Annotated in this window: 20 protein-coding genes; 19 read left to right on the top strand and 1 reads right to left on the bottom strand. The window is 63.5% G+C overall.

Going from position 1 to position 17,925, the window contains the following annotated elements:
* The first annotated feature begins 27 nt into the window (after positions 1-27).
* A complete protein-coding gene (locus tag AC0KW6_RS04365; protein WP_323777142.1) occupies positions 28-690 on the top strand; it encodes an HAD-IA family hydrolase in 663 nt (220 codons plus the stop codon).
* Positions 691-769: 79 nt separating this feature from the next.
* Complete coding sequence (locus tag AC0KW6_RS04360; protein WP_474034185.1) at positions 770-1,963, top strand: DegT/DnrJ/EryC1/StrS family aminotransferase; 1,194 nt, start codon at positions 770-772, stop codon at positions 1,961-1,963.
* Here AC0KW6_RS04360 and AC0KW6_RS04355 read toward each other — a convergent pair.
* Positions 1,951-2,409: a CreA family protein gene (locus AC0KW6_RS04355; RefSeq protein ID WP_474034184.1), complete on the bottom strand. Its 459-nt coding sequence runs from the start codon at positions 2,407-2,409 to the stop codon at positions 1,951-1,953. The two genes, AC0KW6_RS04360 and AC0KW6_RS04355, sit on opposite strands and share 13 nt — an antisense overlap.
* A gap of 256 nt (positions 2,410-2,665) precedes the next feature.
* On the opposite strand from AC0KW6_RS04355, the gene AC0KW6_RS04350 reads away from it, so the two are divergent.
* From AC0KW6_RS04350 to AC0KW6_RS04270, 17 genes are all read left to right on the top strand, one after another.
* A complete protein-coding gene (locus tag AC0KW6_RS04350) occupies positions 2,666-2,740 on the top strand; it encodes a hypothetical protein (RefSeq protein WP_474034219.1) in 75 nt (24 codons plus the stop codon).
* A complete protein-coding gene (locus tag AC0KW6_RS04345) occupies positions 2,722-2,871 on the top strand; it encodes a DUF1236 domain-containing protein (RefSeq protein WP_474034183.1) in 150 nt (49 codons plus the stop codon). Before AC0KW6_RS04350 ends, AC0KW6_RS04345 begins: the two co-directional genes overlap by 19 nt.
* A gap of 153 nt (positions 2,872-3,024) precedes the next feature.
* The gene (locus AC0KW6_RS04340; RefSeq protein ID WP_474034182.1) at positions 3,025-4,185 is read left to right on the top strand and encodes an isovaleryl-CoA dehydrogenase; all 1,161 of its coding nucleotides are present in this window, start codon (positions 3,025-3,027) and stop codon (positions 4,183-4,185) included.
* 72 nt (positions 4,186-4,257) lie between these two features.
* A complete protein-coding gene (locus tag AC0KW6_RS04335) occupies positions 4,258-5,787 on the top strand; it encodes an AMP-binding protein (RefSeq protein WP_474034181.1) in 1,530 nt (509 codons plus the stop codon).
* Between the two features lie 76 nt (positions 5,788-5,863).
* On the top strand, positions 5,864-7,468 hold the full coding sequence (locus AC0KW6_RS04330; protein WP_474034180.1) for a carboxyl transferase domain-containing protein: 1,605 nt from the start codon (positions 5,864-5,866) through the stop codon (positions 7,466-7,468).
* Positions 7,469-7,555: 87 nt separating this feature from the next.
* The gene (locus AC0KW6_RS04325; protein WP_474034179.1) at positions 7,556-9,496 is read left to right on the top strand and encodes an acetyl/propionyl/methylcrotonyl-CoA carboxylase subunit alpha; all 1,941 of its coding nucleotides are present in this window, start codon (positions 7,556-7,558) and stop codon (positions 9,494-9,496) included.
* A gap of 66 nt (positions 9,497-9,562) precedes the next feature.
* Positions 9,563-10,420, top strand: coding sequence for a hydroxymethylglutaryl-CoA lyase (locus tag AC0KW6_RS04320; protein WP_323782478.1), 858 nt, complete (start codon positions 9,563-9,565; stop codon positions 10,418-10,420).
* A 20-nt stretch (positions 10,421-10,440) separates the two neighbouring features.
* Positions 10,441-11,223: a crotonase/enoyl-CoA hydratase family protein gene (locus tag AC0KW6_RS04315; protein WP_474034178.1), complete on the top strand. Its 783-nt coding sequence runs from the start codon at positions 10,441-10,443 to the stop codon at positions 11,221-11,223.
* Positions 11,224-11,458: 235 nt separating this feature from the next.
* A complete protein-coding gene (locus tag AC0KW6_RS04310) occupies positions 11,459-11,824 on the top strand; it encodes an NADH-quinone oxidoreductase subunit A (protein WP_024090668.1) in 366 nt (121 codons plus the stop codon).
* On the top strand, positions 11,815-12,348 hold the full coding sequence (locus tag AC0KW6_RS04305) for a NuoB/complex I 20 kDa subunit family protein (RefSeq protein WP_323782489.1): 534 nt from the start codon (positions 11,815-11,817) through the stop codon (positions 12,346-12,348). The genes AC0KW6_RS04310 and AC0KW6_RS04305 overlap by 10 nt, the downstream gene beginning before the upstream one ends.
* A 15-nt stretch (positions 12,349-12,363) precedes the next feature.
* Positions 12,364-12,969 carry an NADH-quinone oxidoreductase subunit C gene (locus tag AC0KW6_RS04300; RefSeq protein ID WP_323782492.1) on the top strand — a complete coding sequence of 202 codons (606 nt, stop codon included), beginning with the start codon at positions 12,364-12,366 and terminating at the stop codon, positions 12,967-12,969.
* The gene (locus AC0KW6_RS04295; protein WP_474034218.1) at positions 12,969-14,192 is read left to right on the top strand and encodes an NADH-quinone oxidoreductase subunit D; all 1,224 of its coding nucleotides are present in this window, start codon (positions 12,969-12,971) and stop codon (positions 14,190-14,192) included. Before AC0KW6_RS04300 ends, AC0KW6_RS04295 begins: the two co-directional genes overlap by 1 nt.
* Positions 14,193-14,274: 82 nt before the next feature.
* Complete coding sequence (locus AC0KW6_RS04290) at positions 14,275-15,462, top strand: NADH-quinone oxidoreductase subunit E (RefSeq protein ID WP_323778716.1); 1,188 nt, start codon at positions 14,275-14,277, stop codon at positions 15,460-15,462.
* 44 nt (positions 15,463-15,506) lie between these two features.
* The gene (locus AC0KW6_RS04285; protein WP_024090663.1) at positions 15,507-15,746 is read left to right on the top strand and encodes a DUF5337 domain-containing protein; all 240 of its coding nucleotides are present in this window, start codon (positions 15,507-15,509) and stop codon (positions 15,744-15,746) included.
* A gap of 6 nt (positions 15,747-15,752) precedes the next feature.
* Complete coding sequence (nuoF, locus tag AC0KW6_RS04280; protein ID WP_323778719.1) at positions 15,753-17,051, top strand: NADH-quinone oxidoreductase subunit NuoF; 1,299 nt, start codon at positions 15,753-15,755, stop codon at positions 17,049-17,051.
* A gap of 3 nt (positions 17,052-17,054) precedes the next feature.
* Positions 17,055-17,471 (top strand): MAPEG family protein, encoded by a 417-nt coding sequence (locus tag AC0KW6_RS04275; RefSeq protein WP_474034177.1) that lies wholly within the window; start codon positions 17,055-17,057, stop codon positions 17,469-17,471.
* Entirely contained in the window at positions 17,468-17,833 is a 366-nt protein-coding gene (locus tag AC0KW6_RS04270; RefSeq protein ID WP_474034176.1) for a hypothetical protein, read from the top strand. The genes AC0KW6_RS04275 and AC0KW6_RS04270 overlap by 4 nt, the downstream gene beginning before the upstream one ends.
* Positions 17,834-17,925: the final 92 nt, after the last annotated feature.

Raw genomic sequence — 17,925 nt, 5'->3', positions numbered from 1 at the left:
GGCGGAAAGATGCCGAAAGGGCGGAACATGCGGACAGTCATCTTCGATCTCGACGGCACGCTGGCCGATACCTCGGGCGACCTGCTGGCGGCGGCCAATGCCTGTTTCCGGCAAATGGGGCTGGGCGACGTGCTGACCCATCCGCAGGATGCCGGCATCGCCCTGCGCGGCGGCCGGATGATGCTGGGCTATGGTCTCCGGCGGACGAACCAGTTTAACGAAGCCACCGTGGATGAGTTCTATCCGCTGCTGCTGGAGGCCTACCGGGGTGCCATCGACCATCACACAGCCCTTTATCCCGGCGCGATGGCGGCGGTTGAGGCGTTGAAGGCCGCAGGTTTCGGCGTCGGGATCTGCACCAACAAACCCGAGGCGCTGGCGGATCAGCTGCTGCGCAGCCTTGGGGTGCGCGATGCCTTTGCGTCGCTGGTGGGGGCCGACACGCTGCCGGTGCGCAAGCCTGACCCGGAACCGCTGTTTGAGGCGGCGCGCAGGGCGGGGGGCGATCCGGCCCGCACCTTGCTTGTGGGCGACAGTGATACGGACCGCAATACCTCGGCCAACGCGGGTGTGCCGTCGGTTCTGGTGACCTTCGGTCCGGCGGGCGGCGACATGCAGGCGCTGCGGCCGGAGGCGCTGCTGGACTGCTACGAAGACCTGCCGGAGATTGCGGAGCGGCTGATTGCGTGATCCCGCAACTTAGTTTCGGGAAATCCGGCCAAACTGCTTCCCTCTTGACCCTTGCCGGGCGGCGGCTCACAAACGCCGCATGAGCGAGATATTTTCCGGGTCTTTCACCCAGCAAGAATCCATCCCCGAAGACGCCATCGAGGCTGCGCTGTCGGTGCTGCGCGGCGGGCGTCTCCACCGCTATAATGTGGCGGAAGGGGAGGCCGGTGAAACCGCACTGCTGGAGCAGGAGTTCGCGGCGCAGATGGGCGCGAAATACTGCCTGGCCGTTGCCTCGGGCGGCTATGCTTTGGCGACCTCTCTGCGTGCGGTCGGGGTGAAACCCGGCGATAAGGTTCTGACCAATGCCTTCACGCTGGCGCCGGTGCCGGGCTCGATTGCCTCGGTCGGGGCTGAGCCGGTGTTTGTCGAAGTCACCGAAGACCTGACCATCGACCTCGATGACCTGGCGGCCAAGGCGGAGCAGGCCAAGGTGCTGATGCTGTCGCACATGCGCGGGCATCTGTGCGACATGGACCGGCTGATGGAGATCTGCAACGCGGCCGGCATCACCGTGATAGAGGATTGTGCCCACACGATGGGCGCCTCCTGGAACGGCGTGCTGTCGGGCCGCCACGGCGCTGTCGGCTGCTACTCCTGCCAGACTTACAAGCACGTGAACGCGGGCGAGGGCGGTCTGTTGATCACCGATGACGCGGAGATCGCCGCGCGTGCCATCATGCTGTCCGGCTCCTACATGCTCTATGGCCGCCATTTGGCCGCACCGGGGCCGGAGGTGTTCGAGCAGGTGAAATACGAAACACCCAACATTTCGGGCCGCATGGACAACCTGCGCGCCGCCATCCTGCGGCCGCAGCTGCGCGATCTGGACACCCAGGTGGACCGCTGGAACGCGCGCTACCGTGAAGTTGAGAACGGCCTGCACGGCACGCCGGGCTTGACCGTGGTGGAGCGTCCCGCAAAGGAGGTCTATGTCGGCTCCTCGTTCCAGTTCCTGTTGCTGGATTGGGCTGAGGACGCCGTGCAGGAGGCGGTTCGCCGCTGTGCTGCCCGCGGGGTGGAGCTGAAATGGTTCGGCACGCCGGAGCCGGTGGCCTTCACCTCCCGCTATGACAGCTGGCGTTATGCGGAGACGCCGCGTCTTGCGCAAAGCGACCGGGTGCTGGCAGGTATCATCGACATGCGGGTGCCGCTGACATTCAGTGTGCAGGATTGCGCTCAGATCGCCCGCATCATCCGTGCGGAGGTATCTGCGGTCTATCAGTCCGCCTGATAAAGCGGCACCGTCGAGATCGAAACCTTGGCGGAGCCATCGGTCAGCTCTGCCGCGTGGGCAGCATAGATCAGGGTCTGATTGGCCTCATCGAAAATCCGCTTCACCCGCAGCGATTTCAGAATGATGGAGCGGGACGCCCGGAACACATCCTCGCCATCGCGGCCGCGGTCGATGTCGCCTATTGTGATCGGCCCGGTCTGGCGGCAGGCGATTGAAGCATTGGACGGATCCTCGAACCAGTTTCCCTTTGACAGCCTGTCCAGCAAGCCGCGCTCGAAATAGGCGATGTGGCAGGTCACGCCGCTGACCTTGGGGTCGGCGATGGCCTCGATGATGATGTCATTTCCCACCCAATCGACGCCGATCTCCCCGACTTCCTCAGCTGCGGCGGGAAGGCTTAGCAGGCAGATCAGGGCTGCCACTGTCCGGTTCAATCGCTTCATCGGTCTGTATCCTCGCAATCTGCTGTGTGCCGGTTTGTCCCGGTACTGCTAACCCAACGCGCACAAATGGCAAAACGATCCGGGGAACCTTTTTCTGAAAGCACACGTTGTCTGTCCGCGATGGCGCCAGAACGGGCCTTGACCGCTTCCGCTCAGGCCCTTGTGGCCGCCCCGGTGTGGGCCGGCGCCCATGTGCAGGCTGTGACCGACCCTGAACCTTCGCGCAGGCCCAGGGCCGCAGCACGAGATCCTTGGCGTGATCTCTGCCGATGGCTCGGTTGACCTTGAGGGCGGCCTTGAGGAAAGCAACTGGTGCAAGGTGAGGTGGTGACAGGTGTCATGATCCCGGAGCAGCTCCAGCTGACCGAAGTTCCGGACTCCGCTTATTGGTACGTCTATCTCAACGGCCTGCCTGTTCTGGTTGAGGCGGACAGCCGCACTGTGATCCATGTGATCCGCTGACCCGGTTGGCCGGTTTGTTGCAGGCGGCCATTCAGGGGCCGCCCGTTGCCGTTTGCACCGCCTCGCAGGAACACGATTGACCCGAATCGGGGGCTCGTTTAATGAATTGAACAAGTGTTCATATAATCGGCTCTAACCGGGAGGTCCCGCGGGATGTTCAACGCAAGCATGACTTTTGATCTTGGTGAGGATGTGAACGCACTGCGCGACGCGGTTCACCGCTGGGCGCAGGACCGCGTCAAGCCGTTGGCGCAGGAAATCGATCAGAACAACAAGTTCCCTGCGGAGCTTTGGAAAGAAATGGGCGAGCTTGGCCTGCTGGGGATCACCGTGCCGGAGGAGTTCGGCGGCGCCGGCATGTCTTATCTGGCCCATACGGTCGCGGTTGAGGAAGTCGCCCGTGCCAGTGCATCTGTGTCGCTGTCCTATGGCGCGCATTCCAACCTTTGCGTCAACCAGATCAAGCTGAACGGCAACGCTGAACAGAAGGCCAAGTATCTGCCGCGGCTGATCTCGGGCGAGCATGTCGGTGCGCTGGCAATGTCCGAGGCTGGCGCAGGATCCGACGTTGTCTCGATGTCTTTGCGCGCCGAAAAGCGCAATGACCACTACCGGCTGAACGGCAACAAATACTGGATCACAAATGGCCCCGATGCCGACACCCTGGTGGTCTATGCCAAGACCGATCCGGAAGCGGGTTCCAAAGGCATGACCGCCTTCCTGATCGAAAAAGAGATGAAAGGTTTTTCCGCCTCCAAGCACTTCGACAAACTGGGCATGCGCGGCTCCAATACGGCTGAACTGGTGTTCGAGGATGTGGAAGTCCCGTTTGAAAACATCCTGGGCGAAGAGGGCAAGGGCGTGCGCGTGCTGATGTCCGGCCTGGACTATGAGCGCGTGGTGCTGGCGGGCATCGGCACCGGTATCATGGCCTCCTGCATGGACGAGATGATGCCCTATATGAAAGAGCGCAAGCAGTTCGGCCAGCCGATCGGAAACTTCCAGCTGATGCAGGCCAAGATCGCCGACATGTACACGGCGATGAACTCGGCGCGGGCTTATGTCTATGAAGTGGCCAAGTCCTGCGACAAGGGCACGGTGACGCGCCAGGATGCGGCGGCCTGCTGCCTCTACTCCTCCGAGGTCGCGATGACCCAGGCGCATCAGGCGGTGCAGGCCTTTGGCGGTGCAGGCTATCTGTCCGACAATCCGGTCGGCCGTATCTTCCGCGATGCCAAGCTGATGGAAATCGGTGCCGGCACTTCGGAAATCCGCCGCATGCTGATCGGCCGCGAGCTGATGGGGACCATGTGATCCACGGGGCCGGCAGCAGCGCAGGGTCCCGGGGCAGACCTGCCCGCGTTCCGTGCAGGGAATGGAGCTATGATGGCTGAACCGCAAGATATTCCGGGCCTGCGCCCTGACGGCAGCTGGGATCTGCCGGCACAGCTGAACATGGCCCGCCAGTGCCTGTCCCGCCCGCCGGAACAGACCGCGCTGATCGACATGACGGGCGCGGAGCGGCGCGACATTTCCTATGGCGAATTGTCTGGGATGGTGGATGGCCTGACCCGCTGCCTGCTGACCCGTATCCAGCCGGGCGACCGGGTCGGGGTGCTGCTCAGCCAGTCGCCCTGGTGCGCGGCGGCGCATCTGGCTATCTGGAAGGCGGGCGGCATCTCGGTGCCGCTGTTCAAGCTGTTCAAACGCGATGCGCTGGCGTCCCGCGCAGGCGATGCCGGCGTGCGCTTTGTTTTTACGGACCCCGAAGGCGCGGAACTGCTGGGCGATCTGGCCGATGCGGTGATGGTCGATAGCGCCGGAATGGACGGCGCGCCGGTGCCCTTTGCCGAGACTGCGCCTGATACGCCTGCGGTGCTGATCTATACCTCCGGCACCACCGGCAGCCCCAAGGGCGCGCTGCACGGCCACCGGGTGCTGACCGGCCACTTGCCAGGTGTTGCCATCAGCCATGATTACCTCGGGCAGCAGGGCGACGTGCTGTGGACGCCCGCGGACTGGGCCTGGATTGGCGGATTGTTCGACGTGGCTATGCCGGGCCTTGCGCTGGGCGTGCCGGTGGTTGCGGCGCGGCTGGACAAATTTACGCCGGAAGCTTGCGCCGATCTGATCGCCAAGGCCGGGGTGCGCAACATCTTCTTCCCGCCAACTGCCTTGAGAATGCTGAAGGCAGCCGGGCAGGGGCTCGGCGGACTGCGTTCTGTTGCCAGCGGCGGAGAGCCCCTGGGCGCGGAGATGCTCGCCTGGGGCCGGCGCCGCTTGGGCGTGACCATCAACGAATTCTACGGCCAGACCGAATGCAACATGGTGGCCTCTTCCTGCGCTGCCGGTTTCGAACCGCGTCCGGGCTGCATCGGCAAAGCGGTTCCGGGGCATGAAGTGGCGGTGATCGGCGAAGACGGCAACCCGGCAGCGGGCGAGGGCGACGTTGCCATCCGCCGCGGCTCGGCCTCGATGCTGCTGGAATACTGGAACCGCCCCGAAGAAACCGCCGCCAAGTTCCGCGGCGACTGGCTGCTGACCGGCGACCGCGGCATCTGGGAGGGCGGCTACCTGCGCTTTGTGGGCCGCGAGGATGATGTGATCACCTCTGCCGGCTACCGCATCGGCCCGGCGGAGATCGAGGATTGCCTGCTGACCCACCCGGCGGTGGCCACCGTGGGCGTGGTCGGCAAGCCCGATCCGCTCCGTACTGAAATCGTCAAGGCCTATGTGGTGCTGAAAGACGGGGCCGCGGCCTCGGAGCAGGAGTTGCAGGACTACGTCAAGGACCGCCTCGCGCAGTATTCCTATCCGCGTGAAGTGGCCTTCCTTGAGGCGCTGCCGATGACCGTGACCGGCAAGGTGATCCGCAAGGCGCTGAAGGCGCGGGCGGCGGAGGAGGCTGAACAATGACCCGAGGTGTTGCATACCCGGCGTGCGCGGCGCCAACCGGACCTAAAGATCTCAACCCTATAACGGGAGAGTGGACATGAAACTCACATCCAAGGCGATGCCCTCCTCGGAAGGCTTCAAGCAGAACCGCGAGGCGCATCTGACGGCCCTTGCGCAGATCAGCGAGGCGGCCGAGGCCGCGCGCATGGGCGGCGGCGAGAAATCCCGCGCCCGGCATGAAAGCCGCGGCAAGATGCTGCCGCGCCGCCGGGTGGCAAACCTGCTGGATCCGGGCTCGCCCTTTCTGGAGATCGGCGCCACCGCAGCGCATGCCATGTATGACGGCGCCGCCCCCAGCGCCGGCGTGGTGGCGGGCATCGGCCGGGTCGAGGGCCAAGAAGTCATGGTGGTCTGCAACGACGCCACCGTGAAGGGCGGCACCTACTATCCGATGACGGTCAAGAAACACCTGCGCGCGCAGGAAATTGCCGAGGAGAACCGCCTCCCCTGCATCTACCTGGTGGACTCCGGCGGTGCCAACCTGCCGAACCAGGACGAGGTTTTCCCCGACCGCGACCACTTCGGGCGGATCTTCTACAATCAGGCGCGGATGTCGGCCAAGGGCATTCCCCAGATTGCCGTGGTCATGGGCTCCTGCACCGCGGGCGGCGCCTATGTGCCGGCGATGTCGGACGTCACCATCATCGTCAAGGAGCAGGGTACCATCTTCCTCGCGGGCCCGCCGCTGGTGAAGGCGGCAACGGGCGAGGTCGTCAGCGCCGAGGACCTGGGCGGCGGCGACGTGCACACGCGCCTCTCCGGGGTGGCCGACTACCTGGCCGAAGACGATGCCCACGCGCTGGCGCTGGCCCGGCGCGCGGTGCAATCGCTCAACATCACCAAGCCGCTGACGGTAAACTGGGCCAGCTCCGAGGAGCCCGCCTATGACCCCGAGGAAATCCTCGGTGTGGTGCCCGGCGACCTGCGCACGCCCTACGACATCCGCGAGGTGATCGCGCGGCTGGTCGACGGCTCCCGCTTTGACGAGTTCAAACCGCGCTTCGGCGAAACGCTGGTCACCGGTTTTGCCCACCTCAAGGGCTGCCCGATCGGCATCATTGCCAACAACGGCGTGCTGTTTTCGGAGGCGGCGCAGAAGGGCGCGCATTTTGTCGAGCTGTGCAGCCAGCGCAAGATCCCGCTGGTCTTCCTGCAGAACATCACCGGCTTCATGGTCGGCCGTAAATATGAAAACGAAGGCATCGCCCGCCACGGCGCCAAGATGGTGACGGCGGTTGCCACCACCAACGTGCCCAAGGTGACGATGCTGGTCGGCGGCTCTTTTGGTGCCGGTAATTACGGCATGTCGGGCCGCGCCTACCAGCCGCGGTTCCTGTGGACCTGGCCCAACTCCCGCATCTCGGTAATGGGCGGCGAGCAGGCAGCGGGCGTGCTGGCGACGGTGAAACGCGACGCCATCGAACGCCAGGGCGGCAGCTGGAGCGCTGAGGAGGAAGCTGCCTTCAAACAGCCCACCATCGACATGTTCGAGGAGCAGAGCCACCCGCTTTATGCTTCGGCACGGCTGTGGGATGACGGCATCATTGACCCGCGCAAATCCCGCGACGTGCTGGCGCTGTCGCTCAGCGCCGCCCTGAATGCCCCGGTGGAAGAGACCAAATTCGGCGTTTTCCGGATGTAAGCCGCCGGGCTTTCATCTTTCGCAAAATACTCCGGGGGTCCGGGGGCAGCGCCCCCGGTCCGGCGATCCAGACAAAGGACCAACCCCATGTTTGACAAGATCCTGATTGCCAACCGCGGCGAAATCGCCTGCCGCGTGATGGAAACCGCCCGCGCCATGGGCGTGCGGACAGTGGCGGTATATTCCGACGCCGATGCAGCCTCGAAACATGTGGCCCTGGCAGATGAGGCGGTGCATATCGGCGGCCCGGCCCCCGCGGACAGTTACCTTCGCGGCGACGAAATTATCCGCGTGGCGCAGGAAACCGGCGCCCAGGCGATCCACCCCGGTTACGGCTTCCTGTCCGAAAATCCGAAATTCGTTGATGCGGTCGAGGCTGCCGGCCTCACCTTTATCGGCCCGTCCGCAGATGCGATCCGCAAGATGGGCCTCAAGGATGCGGCCAAGGCGCTGATGGAAGAGGCCGGCGTGCCGGTGGTGCCCGGCTATCACGGCAGCAATCAGGACGCAGACTTCCTGCAGGAAGAAGCGGGCAAGATCGGGTATCCGGTGCTGATCAAGGCCGTGGCCGGCGGCGGCGGCAAGGGGATGCGGCTGGTCGAGAGCCCGGCGGAATTCGCAGATGCCCTGAAAAGCGCGCAAGGCGAGGCCACCACGGCCTTTGGCAACCCGGATGTGCTGATCGAGAAATACATCCAGCAGCCCCGCCATATCGAGGTGCAGGTTTTTGGCGATGGCACCCATGCGGTGCATCTGTTCGAGCGCGACTGTTCGCTTCAGCGCCGTCACCAGAAGGTGATTGAGGAAGCCCCTGCACCGGGCATGACGGCGGAGATGCGCAAAGCAATGGGCCGGGCCGGCGTGCGCGCGGCTGAGGCGATCGGGTACAAGGGCGCAGGCACCGTCGAATTCATCGTCGATGGCTCGGACGGCCTGCGCAGCGACGGCTTCTGGTTCATGGAAATGAACACCCGCCTGCAGGTGGAACATCCGGTGACCGAATTGATCACCGGTGTCGATCTGGTGGAGTGGCAGCTGCGGGTCGCCTCAGGTGAACGTCTGCCTGCCCGGCAGGAAGACCTGACAATCACCGGCCACGCGTTTGAGGCGCGGCTTTATGCGGAAGACGTGCCCAAGGGCTTTCTTCCGGCCACCGGTACGCTTACCCATTTGTCTTTCCCGGCCGAATGCCGCGCCGACAGCGGCGTGCGGGCAGGCGACGCCATCAGCCCCTGGTATGATCCGATGATTGCCAAGGTGATCGTGCATGGCTCCACCCGCAAGGTGGCGCTGTCGCGGCTGGCCCGGGCGCTGGAGGAAACCGAGGTCGGCGGCACCGTCACCAACCTGGCTTTCCTCGGCGCGCTGGCGGCGCATCAGGGCTTTGCAAACGGCGACGTGGACACTGGCCTGATCGCGCGCGATCTGGACGCGCTGACCGCGGCACCGGAGGTGGAGCTGCGCCACAAGGCGGCCGCCGGCATGGTGGCGCTGGACCTGGTGGAGCCTTCTCCGGACACCGGCTTCACCCTCTGGGCGCCGCTGCATCGGGCCGTTACCCTGTCCCGCGCCGGCGAAGAATTCACTGCGGATGTTCAAGTCGACGGGCCGGACAGGCAACTGTGGACCATCGGCGGAGAAACCGTTGCGGCTGAGCGCAGCCAAGGCCAGTGGCGCATTGATGAGCGCCGGATGCCTGCGGTGTCGCAGTCGGGGGGCCTGATCACCGTGCATGATGCCTATGGGCTGGAGTTCACCGCGATTGATCCTCTGGACCGCGATGCGGCGGCCGGCGGCGACAGCAATGTGATCGAGGCGCCGATGCCGGGGCTGGTCAAGGCGGTCTTTGCCAAAGCCGGCCAATCGGTGAAGGAGGGCGACCGGCTTGCTATTCTGGAGGCGATGAAGATGGAGCATTCACTGCTGGCCGCCCGCGACGGAGTGGTGGCAGAAGTGCTGGCCTCGAGCGGTGATCAGGTCGAAGCCGGGGCTGCGCTGGTGCGTCTGGAAGAGGAGGGGGACGGCTGACCGTGCGCGCGCGGCAGCTGTTGGAATTTGAGTACTTGGGACCAGAAAGAAGCAGGAGGCCCGGCAATGGCTGAGCGTGCCGAGATATTTGAGGTTGGTCCGCGGGACGGGCTGCAGAACGAGAAGCGCGAAATCCCGGTGGCGGAGAAGGTGGCGCTGGCCGATTGCCTGAGCCGGGCTGGGTTTTCGCGGATTGAGGTGGCCAGCTTTGTGTCGCCGAAATGGGTGCCGCAGATGGCGGGAAGCGCCGAGGTGCTGGCAGGCATCGCCCGCGCGCCCGGCGTGCGGTATGCAGCTTTGACGCCCAACATGCGCGGTTACCAGGATGCCGTTGCTGCCAAGGCGGACGAGATTGCAGTGTTCGCCTCGGCCTCTGAGGGGTTTTCCAAGGCCAACATCAACGCAACAATCAAGGAAAGCATCACGCGCTTTCTGCCCATTCTGGAGGCCGCAAAGGAAATCGGCCTGCCGGTGCGCGGCTATGTTTCCTGTGTGACCGATTGCCCCTTTGACGGGGTCACCGCACCGCAGAAAGTTGCCGAAGTGGCTGAGCGCCTGTTTGCCTTGGGCTGCTATGAGATCTCGCTGGGGGATACCATCGGGCAGGGCACGCCGGACGCGATTACGGCGATGCTGAAAGCTGTCTCAGCACGGGTGCCTGCAGAGAATTTGGCGGGCCATTATCACGACACCTCCGGCCGGGCGCTCGACAATATCGAGGCATCGCTGGATCAGGGCGTGCGGGTTTTCGATGCCGCTGTTGGCGGATTGGGCGGCTGCCCATATGCGCCGGGCGCCGCGGGCAATGTCGCCACTGAGGCAGTTCACAGGCGTTTGACAGACCTTGGCTATGACACCGGTCTGGACGCGGATGTGCTGGCAGAGGCCGCACTTATGGCCCGGTCAATGCGCAGCCGGCAGTGAAATTCCAGCGGAGAAGCAAGATGTTCGAAACGATCACCCTGAACACCGACGCCCGTGGCGTCTGCACCCTGAGCCTGAACCGTCCTGATAAGCACAATGCGATGTCCGGACAGATGCTGCAGGAGCTGATTCTGGCGGCCCGGCGGCTGAACGAGGACGCGACCGTCCGTGTGGTGGTGCTGACCGGTGCCGGCAAGAGTTTCTGCGCCGGCGGCGATCTGGGCTGGATGCGGGCGCAGATGGATGCGGATGCCGAAACCCGCGGCCGCGAGGCGCGGGTGCTGGCAGAGATGCTGATGGCGCTCAATACCCTGGCCAAACCGGTGATCGGCGCGGTGCAGGGCAATGCCTTTGGCGGCGGTGTCGGAATGGCCTCGGTTTGCGACGTTGCCATCGGCGCGGATCACTTGAAGATGGGGCTGACCGAGACCAGGCTGGGACTGATTCCCGCCACCATCGGCCCTTATGTCATTGCCCGCATGGGCGAAGCCAAAGCGCGGCGCGTGTTCATGTCGGCCCGTCTGTTCGGCGCTGCTGAGGCGGTGGAGCTGGGGCTGCTGGCGAAAGCCGTGCCCGCAGACCAGCTGGCGGAGGCGGTCGAAGCGGAGGTCGCACCCTATCTGAACTGTGCGCCCGGCGCCGTCGCCGCCGCCAAAAAGCTCGCCCGTGATCTGGGGCCGCAACTCGATGACGCTGTGATTGATCATACAATCAAGGCGCTCATTGCGCGCTGGGAAGGCGACGAGGCGCAGGAGGGCATCAGCGCATTTTTTGAAAAGCGCAAACCCGTCTGGCAGGGCTGAAAAACCGGCAAAAATGATGCATCTTTTGGCTGCGGCCGCGGTTTCCTCCGCGGCCGTTTTCCTTATGAAACAACTAAGGAATTACGCGCGTGCCGCGGCGGTGCCGTTTCCTGTCACAAACCCTTGTAGATTAACTTTGCTTTAGTTGACGCTGTGGGGGCGGAGGGGTATGCACAGGGCAAATCAACACGCCAATTGACGTCGCGCGGGAAACCGCCGGGAAAAGGAGCTGCTCTTGGAAGAGATGTTGAGGGAATACCTGCCGATCCTGGTTTTCCTGGCCGTTGCGGCAGGTTTGGGCATTGTCCTTATCCTTGCAGCCGTTGTGCTGGCAGTCCGCAACCCGGACCCGGAAAAGGTCAGCGCCTATGAGTGCGGTTTCAATGCCTTTGATGATGCCCGTATGAAATTCGATGTCCGGTTCTATCTGGTGTCGATTCTCTTCATCATTTTCGACCTGGAAATCGCCTTTTTGTTTCCCTGGGCCGTCGGTTTCAAGGACATCAGCGACACAGGGTTCTGGTCGATGATGGTGTTCCTGGGCGTGCTGACCATCGGCTTTGCCTATGAATGGAAGAAAGGGGCGCTGGAATGGCAGTGATGACCGGAGCCAACACCGCCGGTGTGGACAAGGAAGTTGCCACCCAGGCCCTCAATGCCGAGCTTCAGGACAAGGGGTTTCTGCTCACCTCGGCAGAAGACATCATCAACTGGGCCCGTACCGGTTCGCTGCATTGGATGACATTCGGCCTGGCCTGCTGCGCGGTCGAAATGATGCACACTTCGATGCCGCGCTACGATGCCGAGCGTTTCGGCATCGCGCCGCGCGCCTCGCCGCGCCAGTCGGATGTGATGATCGTGGCGGGCACCCTGACCAACAAAATGGCGCCGGCCCTGCGCAAGGTCTACGACCAGATGCCCGAGCCGCGCTATGTGATCTCGATGGGATCCTGCGCCAATGGCGGCGGCTATTACCACTACAGCTATTCCGTGGTGCGCGGCTGTGACCGGGTCGTGCCGGTGGACGTCTATGTGCCCGGCTGCCCGCCGACGGCCGAGGCGCTGCTGTACGGCTTGATGCAGTTGCAGCGCAAGATCCGCCGCACCGGCACCCTTGTACGCTAAGGCGGGAGAGAGCAGATGACTGAAGCACTGAAGGAACTCGGCGCGCAGATCGAAGCCAAACGCCCCGATTGCGTTGTCGCCTGGGATATTTCCTTTGGCGAACTGAACATCGATGTGACGCCTTCCAATATTGCCGGTCTGGTGGAGTTTCTGAAATCGGACCAGAATTGCAAGTTCTCGACCCTGGTGGACATCACTGCGGTTGACTACCCGGACCGGGCCAAGCGCTTTGATGTCGTCTATCATTTCCTGTCGATGTACCGGAACCAGCGCATCCGCCTGCGCACCGCGGTGCGCGAGGAGGAACTTGTGCCCTCGATCGTGAACGTGCACCCGTCGGCCAACTGGTTCGAGCGGGAAGTCTACGACATGTTCGGCATCCTGTTTTCGGGCCACCCGGACCTGCGCCGGATCCTGACCGACTACGGTTTCCGCGGCTACCCGCTGCGCAAGGATTTCCCGACCACCGGCTATACCGAGGTCCGCTATGACGAGGCGCAGAAGCGCGTGGTCTATGAGCCGGTAAATCTGGTGCAGGAATACCGGCAGTTTGATTTCATGTCGCCGTGGGAAGGTGCTGAATACATCCTGCCGGGCGACGAGAAGGAGGGGGCGCAATGATGGACGGCTCCAAATTTGACGACGGCAGCGTCGACGCGCTGAGCGGCGAGCAGAAGATCCGCAATTTCAACATCAACTTCGGCCCGCAGCACCCTGCGGCGCATGGGGTTTTGCGTTTGGTGCTGGAGCTCGACGGCGAGATCGTCGAGCGTTGCGACCCGCATATCGGCCTGCTGCACCGCGGCACCGAAAAGCTGATGGAAAGCCGCACCTACCTGCAGAATCTGCCGTATTTCGACCGCCTCGACTATGTGGCGCCGATGAACCAGGAACATGCATGGTGCCTGGCGATCGAAAAGCTGACCGGCGTCGAGGTTCCCCGCCGCGGCCAGCTGATCCGGGTCCTCTACTCGGAAATCGGCCGGGTCTTGAATCACCTTCTGAACGTCACCACCCAGGCAATGGACGTCGGTGCGCTGACCCCGCCGCTGTGGGGCTTTGAAGAGCGTGAAAAGCTGATGGTGTTCTATGAGCGGGCCTGCGGCGCCCGCCTGCATGCGGCCTATTTCCGTCCCGGCGGCGTGCATCAGGATCTGCCGGACGACCTGCTCGATGACATCGACCTTTGGGCGCTGGAATTCCCCAAGGTGCTGGACGACATCGACGGCCTCCTGACCGAAAACCGCATCTTCAAGCAGCGCAACTGCGACATCGGTGTGGTGACAGAGGAAGAAATCCAGCAATACGGTTTCTCCGGCGTCATGGTGCGCGGCTCCGGCCTTGCCTGGGATCTGCGCCGGGCGCAGCCCTATGAATGCTATGACGAGTTTGAGTTCCTGGTCCCGGTGGGCAAGAACGGCGACTGCTACGACCGCTATCTGTGCCGGATGGAAGAGATGCGCCAGTCGACCTCGATCATCCGCCAGGCGATTGCCAAGCTGCGCGAGGCCACCGGCGACGTGATCGCCCGCGGCAAGCTGAGCCCGCCCAAACGCGGTGACATGAAGACCTCGATGGAAAGCCTGATCCACCATTTCAAGCTGTACACCGAAGGCTTCCACGTCCCCGCAGGCGAAGTCTACGCCGCCGTCGAGGCGCCCAAGGGCGAGTTCGGCGTCTATCTGGTGGCGGATGGCACCAACAAGCCCTACCGCTCCAAGATCCGCGCGCCGGGCTTTCTGCACCTGCAGGCGATGGACCACGTCGCCAGGGGCCACCAGCTGGCTGACGTCGCCGCCATCATCGGCACTATGGACGTCGTGTTCGGGGAGATCGACCGGTGAGCCTGCCTGCCCTGTTTCATCTTTTCAAAAACACTCCCGCCGGAGGCATCCGCGCGGGCAACACCCACCAAAAGGTGATCTGATGCTGCGCCGTCTCCACCACGAACAACCCGACAGCTTTGCCTTCACCCCGGCCAATTTGGCCTGGGCGGAAGCGCAGATCACAAAATACCCTGAGGGCCGTCAGGCCTCGGCGGTCATTCCGCTGTTGTGGCGCGCGCAGGAGCAGGAAGGCTGGGTCACCAAACCTGCAATCGAAACCATCGCCGACATGCTTGGCATGGCCTATATCCGGGTGCTGGAAGTCACGTCTTTCTACTTTATGTTCCAGATGCAACCGACCGGTTCCGTTGCCAATATTCAGATCTGCGGCACCACCTCCTGCATGATCTGCGGGGCCGAAGACCTGGTTGCGGTCTGCAAGGAAAAAATCGCCGCAAAACCGCATACCCTGTCGGCGGATGGTAAGTTCACCTGGGAAGAGGTCGAATGCCTGGGCGCCTGCACCAACGCCCCGATGGCGCAGATCGGCAAGGACTACTACGAGGATCTGACAGTTGAAAGCTTCTCCAAGCTGCTCGACGATCTGGCCGCGGGCAGGGAGGTGACGCCGGGCCCGCAGAACGGGCGTTACGCCGCTGAGCCGGCATCGGGCCTCACCTCGCTGACTGATTTCGACAGCGGCAGGACCCGGTATAATGCAAGCGTCCAGCTGGCGACGGACATCAAGGACGGCGTCATGCGCATCCAGGGGGATGAGGTGCCGCTGCTGACCCCATGGGTTGGCAAGGACGGCGTTGTTGCAGGCCGTGCCGCGGCGGAGGCGCCGCCCAAGGCACCGGAAGCCCCCAAGCCTGCGGCGAAGCAGGCTGAAGAAGCAGCCAAGGCGGCCCCGAAAAAATCGGCCGTTGCTGAGCCCTCCTCTCCGGAAGGGGCGGCTGCCAAAGCCACGGCTGACAGCCAGGCCGATGAAGCCCAGCCGGAAGTCCTGAAAGAGGCCCGCGGCGGCCTGCCGGACGATCTGAAGCTGCTCAAGGGCGTTGGTCCCAAGCTGGAAGCGCAGCTAAACGAGCTTGGTTTCTTCCACTTCGATCAGATTGCGGACTGGGGTGAAGCTGAAGTGGCCTGGGTGGATTCGCGGCTCACGTTCAAGGGCCGGATCGAACGGGACGGCTGGATCGAACAGGCCAAGCGTCTGCAGGTGGGTGACGAGACAGAGTTCGCCAAACGTGCCAAAGAAGAGCACATCTACGACGGCAAAGACGACTGATCGGGACGCAGCCTGCAGGGCCGCACCCGGGTGATGGGGAACAGATGAGCAAGGAACAGGACCAGGCTATCGCCGCAAAGGGCCGGCATATCGCGCTTGTGATTGCCGGGACTATTTTGCTGTGGATGGCGGTGTCGCTGTTCATCGGCCCCATGCTGGGGCTGCCGGGGCGCTATGCGCTGCTGTTCGACTTCGCTGCGCTGGCGGGCATGATCTATGCCCTGGTCAACATATTTCAACTCTGGCGCATGCGTCGGGCCAATGAAGAAGAAAACCAAAGGTAGGCACACATGCTGAAGGATCAGGACCGGATCTTTACCAACCTTTACGGGATGCACGACCGCTCGCTGGCGGGCGCCAAGGCGCGCGGCCATTGGGACGGCACCGCGGGCATCCTGGAAAAGGGCCGTGACTGGATCGTTCAGACGATGAAAGACTCCGGCCTGCGCGGCCGCGGCGGTGCGGGTTTTCCGACCGGCCTGAAGTGGTCCTTCATGCCCAAGGAAAGCGACGGCCGCCCGGCCTATCTGGTGATCAACGCCGATGAATCCGAGCCCGGCACCTGCAAGGACCGGGAAATCATGCGCCACGATCCGCATACGCTGATCGAGGGTGCGCTGATTGCCAGTTTCGCGATGAATGCGCATACCTGCTATATCTACCTGCGCGGAGAATACATCCGTGAGCGGGAAACGCTGCAGGCGGCGATCGACGAAGCCTATGACCAGGGCCTGCTGGGCCGCAATGCAGCCGGCTCCGGCTGGGACTTCGATGTTTTCCTGCATCACGGGGCAGGGGCCTATATCTGCGGCGAGGAAACGGCCCTGATCGAGAGCCTTGAGGGCAAGAAGGGCATGCCCCGGATGAAGCCGCCGTTCCCGGCGGGCGCGGGGCTTTACGGCTGCCCGACCACGGTGAACAACGTCGAATCCATCGCCGTGGTGCCGACCATCCTGCGCCGCGGCGCCGACTGGTTCGCGGGTTTCGGGCGTCAGAACAACGCCGGCACCAAGCTGTTTGCAATCTCCGGCCACGTCAACAACCCCTGTGTGGTGGAAGAGGCAATGTCGATTGGTTTTGAGGAGCTGATCGAAAAGCATTGCGGCGGCATCCGCGGCGGCTGGGACAACCTTCTGGCAGTCATCCCCGGCGGCTCCTCGGTGCCCTGCGTGCGCGGCGAGAACATGCGCGACGCGATCATGGACTTCGACTACCTGCGCGGCGAGCTGGGGTCGGGCCTTGGCACTGCGGCGGTCATCGTAATGGACAAGCAGACCGATATCATCAAGGCGATCTGGCGGCTGGCGAAGTTCTACAAGCACGAGTCCTGCGGCCAGTGCACCCCCTGCCGCGAAGGCACCGGCTGGATGATGCGGGTGATGGAGCGTCTGGTGAAGGGCGAGGCCGGGCTGGAGGAAATCGACATGCTGTGGGATGTGACCAAGCAGGTCGAGGGCCACACTATCTGTGCCCTTGGCGACGCGGCGGCCTGGCCGATCCAGGGCCTGATCAAGAATTTCCGCGAGGAAATCGAAGACCGCATCAAGGCGCAGCAGACCGGCCGCATGGGCGCGATGGCAGCGGAGTAACCAATGGAAATCTTCGCCGCATATTCCCACGCCCTGGCCGCGCTGGTGATCTTTACCCTGATCATCCTGGCGCTGTCGCCGTTTTCGGCGCTGGCCAAGCAAAAGGCAGGCCTCGCACCCGGTGCGACACCGCGGGAGGATTATGCCGAAAAGGCTTACCGTCTGAACCGGGCCTATCTGAACGGCTGCGAAACCCTGCCGGCCTTCCTGACCGTGACCATCGCTGCGATCCTCGCGGGGGCGGCGCCGTTCTGGGTGAACCTGCTTGCGTCACTGGTGCTGGTCACGCGGGTGATCATGGTTCTCATCCACCTGAACGGCAGCGGCAAGCCGCACGGCGGCCTGCGCACAATTTTCTACGTGACCGGCTGGTCCTGTATGGGCGGCCTGGCAATCTTGACTTTGGCGGCAGTATTTTGAGCATTCTAAAGACATACCGGCTGACCCTGCCGGCGGCCTGTTTGGCCGTTGCGGCGCTGGTCTCGGCCTGCGGGTCCTCGACCACCAACAAGAACCGCGAACTGTATGACGGCGTCCCGTTCAAGGCCAAGGCCAAGCCGGTGGACAAGAAGGTGAACCGCGCAGATTTCTCCATCGAAATCAAGGGCGCGGACCGCTCGGTCACAGGGGCGCGTAAGGCTGCGGCCCACGCCGGGACCACCTATTGCGTTGTGAACTACGGCTCCTCCGAGATCGATTGGGTGGTGGACCCGTCCGACCTGGATGTGCAGCTGACACTGACCGGCGGTCAGGCCGCATTCCGGGGAACCTGCACCCCGTGAGCGGATTTCCGGCATATCAGGGCTGTCCGGCCCGGCTGCTATTGAATAGCAGTGCCGCGCGCCTGCGCAGTGGGGGCTTCAAACTGAAGGAG

The organism is Leisingera sp. SA215 (assembly GCF_055902035.1).
This window is presented reverse-complemented; position numbering and strand designations above follow the sequence as displayed.

What these genes read in the sequence shown, in the direction of transcription:
- AC0KW6_RS04295 (WP_474034218.1), top strand. Translation starts at nt 12,969, where the DNA reads ATGGACGGCTCCAAATTTGACGACGGCAGCGTCGACGCGCTGAGCGGC.
- AC0KW6_RS04365 (WP_323777142.1), top strand. Translation starts at nt 28, where the DNA reads ATGCGGACAGTCATCTTCGATCTCGACGGCACGCTGGCCGATACCTCG.
- nuoF (WP_323778719.1), top strand. Translation starts at nt 15,753, where the DNA reads ATGCTGAAGGATCAGGACCGGATCTTTACCAACCTTTACGGGATGCAC.
- AC0KW6_RS04290 (WP_323778716.1), top strand. Translation starts at nt 14,275, where the DNA reads ATGCTGCGCCGTCTCCACCACGAACAACCCGACAGCTTTGCCTTCACC.
- AC0KW6_RS04325 (WP_474034179.1), top strand. Translation starts at nt 7,556, where the DNA reads ATGTTTGACAAGATCCTGATTGCCAACCGCGGCGAAATCGCCTGCCGC.
- AC0KW6_RS04330 (WP_474034180.1), top strand. Translation starts at nt 5,864, where the DNA reads ATGAAACTCACATCCAAGGCGATGCCCTCCTCGGAAGGCTTCAAGCAG.
- AC0KW6_RS04355 (WP_474034184.1), bottom strand. Translation starts at nt 2,409, where the DNA reads ATGAAGCGATTGAACCGGACAGTGGCAGCCCTGATCTGCCTGCTAAGC.
- AC0KW6_RS04335 (WP_474034181.1), top strand. Translation starts at nt 4,258, where the DNA reads ATGGCTGAACCGCAAGATATTCCGGGCCTGCGCCCTGACGGCAGCTGG.
- AC0KW6_RS04275 (WP_474034177.1), top strand. Translation starts at nt 17,055, where the DNA reads ATGGAAATCTTCGCCGCATATTCCCACGCCCTGGCCGCGCTGGTGATC.
- AC0KW6_RS04300 (WP_323782492.1), top strand. Translation starts at nt 12,364, where the DNA reads ATGACTGAAGCACTGAAGGAACTCGGCGCGCAGATCGAAGCCAAACGC.
- AC0KW6_RS04315 (WP_474034178.1), top strand. Translation starts at nt 10,441, where the DNA reads ATGTTCGAAACGATCACCCTGAACACCGACGCCCGTGGCGTCTGCACC.
- AC0KW6_RS04340 (WP_474034182.1), top strand. Translation starts at nt 3,025, where the DNA reads ATGTTCAACGCAAGCATGACTTTTGATCTTGGTGAGGATGTGAACGCA.
- AC0KW6_RS04305 (WP_323782489.1), top strand. Translation starts at nt 11,815, where the DNA reads ATGGCAGTGATGACCGGAGCCAACACCGCCGGTGTGGACAAGGAAGTT.
- AC0KW6_RS04360 (WP_474034185.1), top strand. Translation starts at nt 770, where the DNA reads ATGAGCGAGATATTTTCCGGGTCTTTCACCCAGCAAGAATCCATCCCC.
- AC0KW6_RS04285 (WP_024090663.1), top strand. Translation starts at nt 15,507, where the DNA reads ATGAGCAAGGAACAGGACCAGGCTATCGCCGCAAAGGGCCGGCATATC.
- AC0KW6_RS04320 (WP_323782478.1), top strand. Translation starts at nt 9,563, where the DNA reads ATGGCTGAGCGTGCCGAGATATTTGAGGTTGGTCCGCGGGACGGGCTG.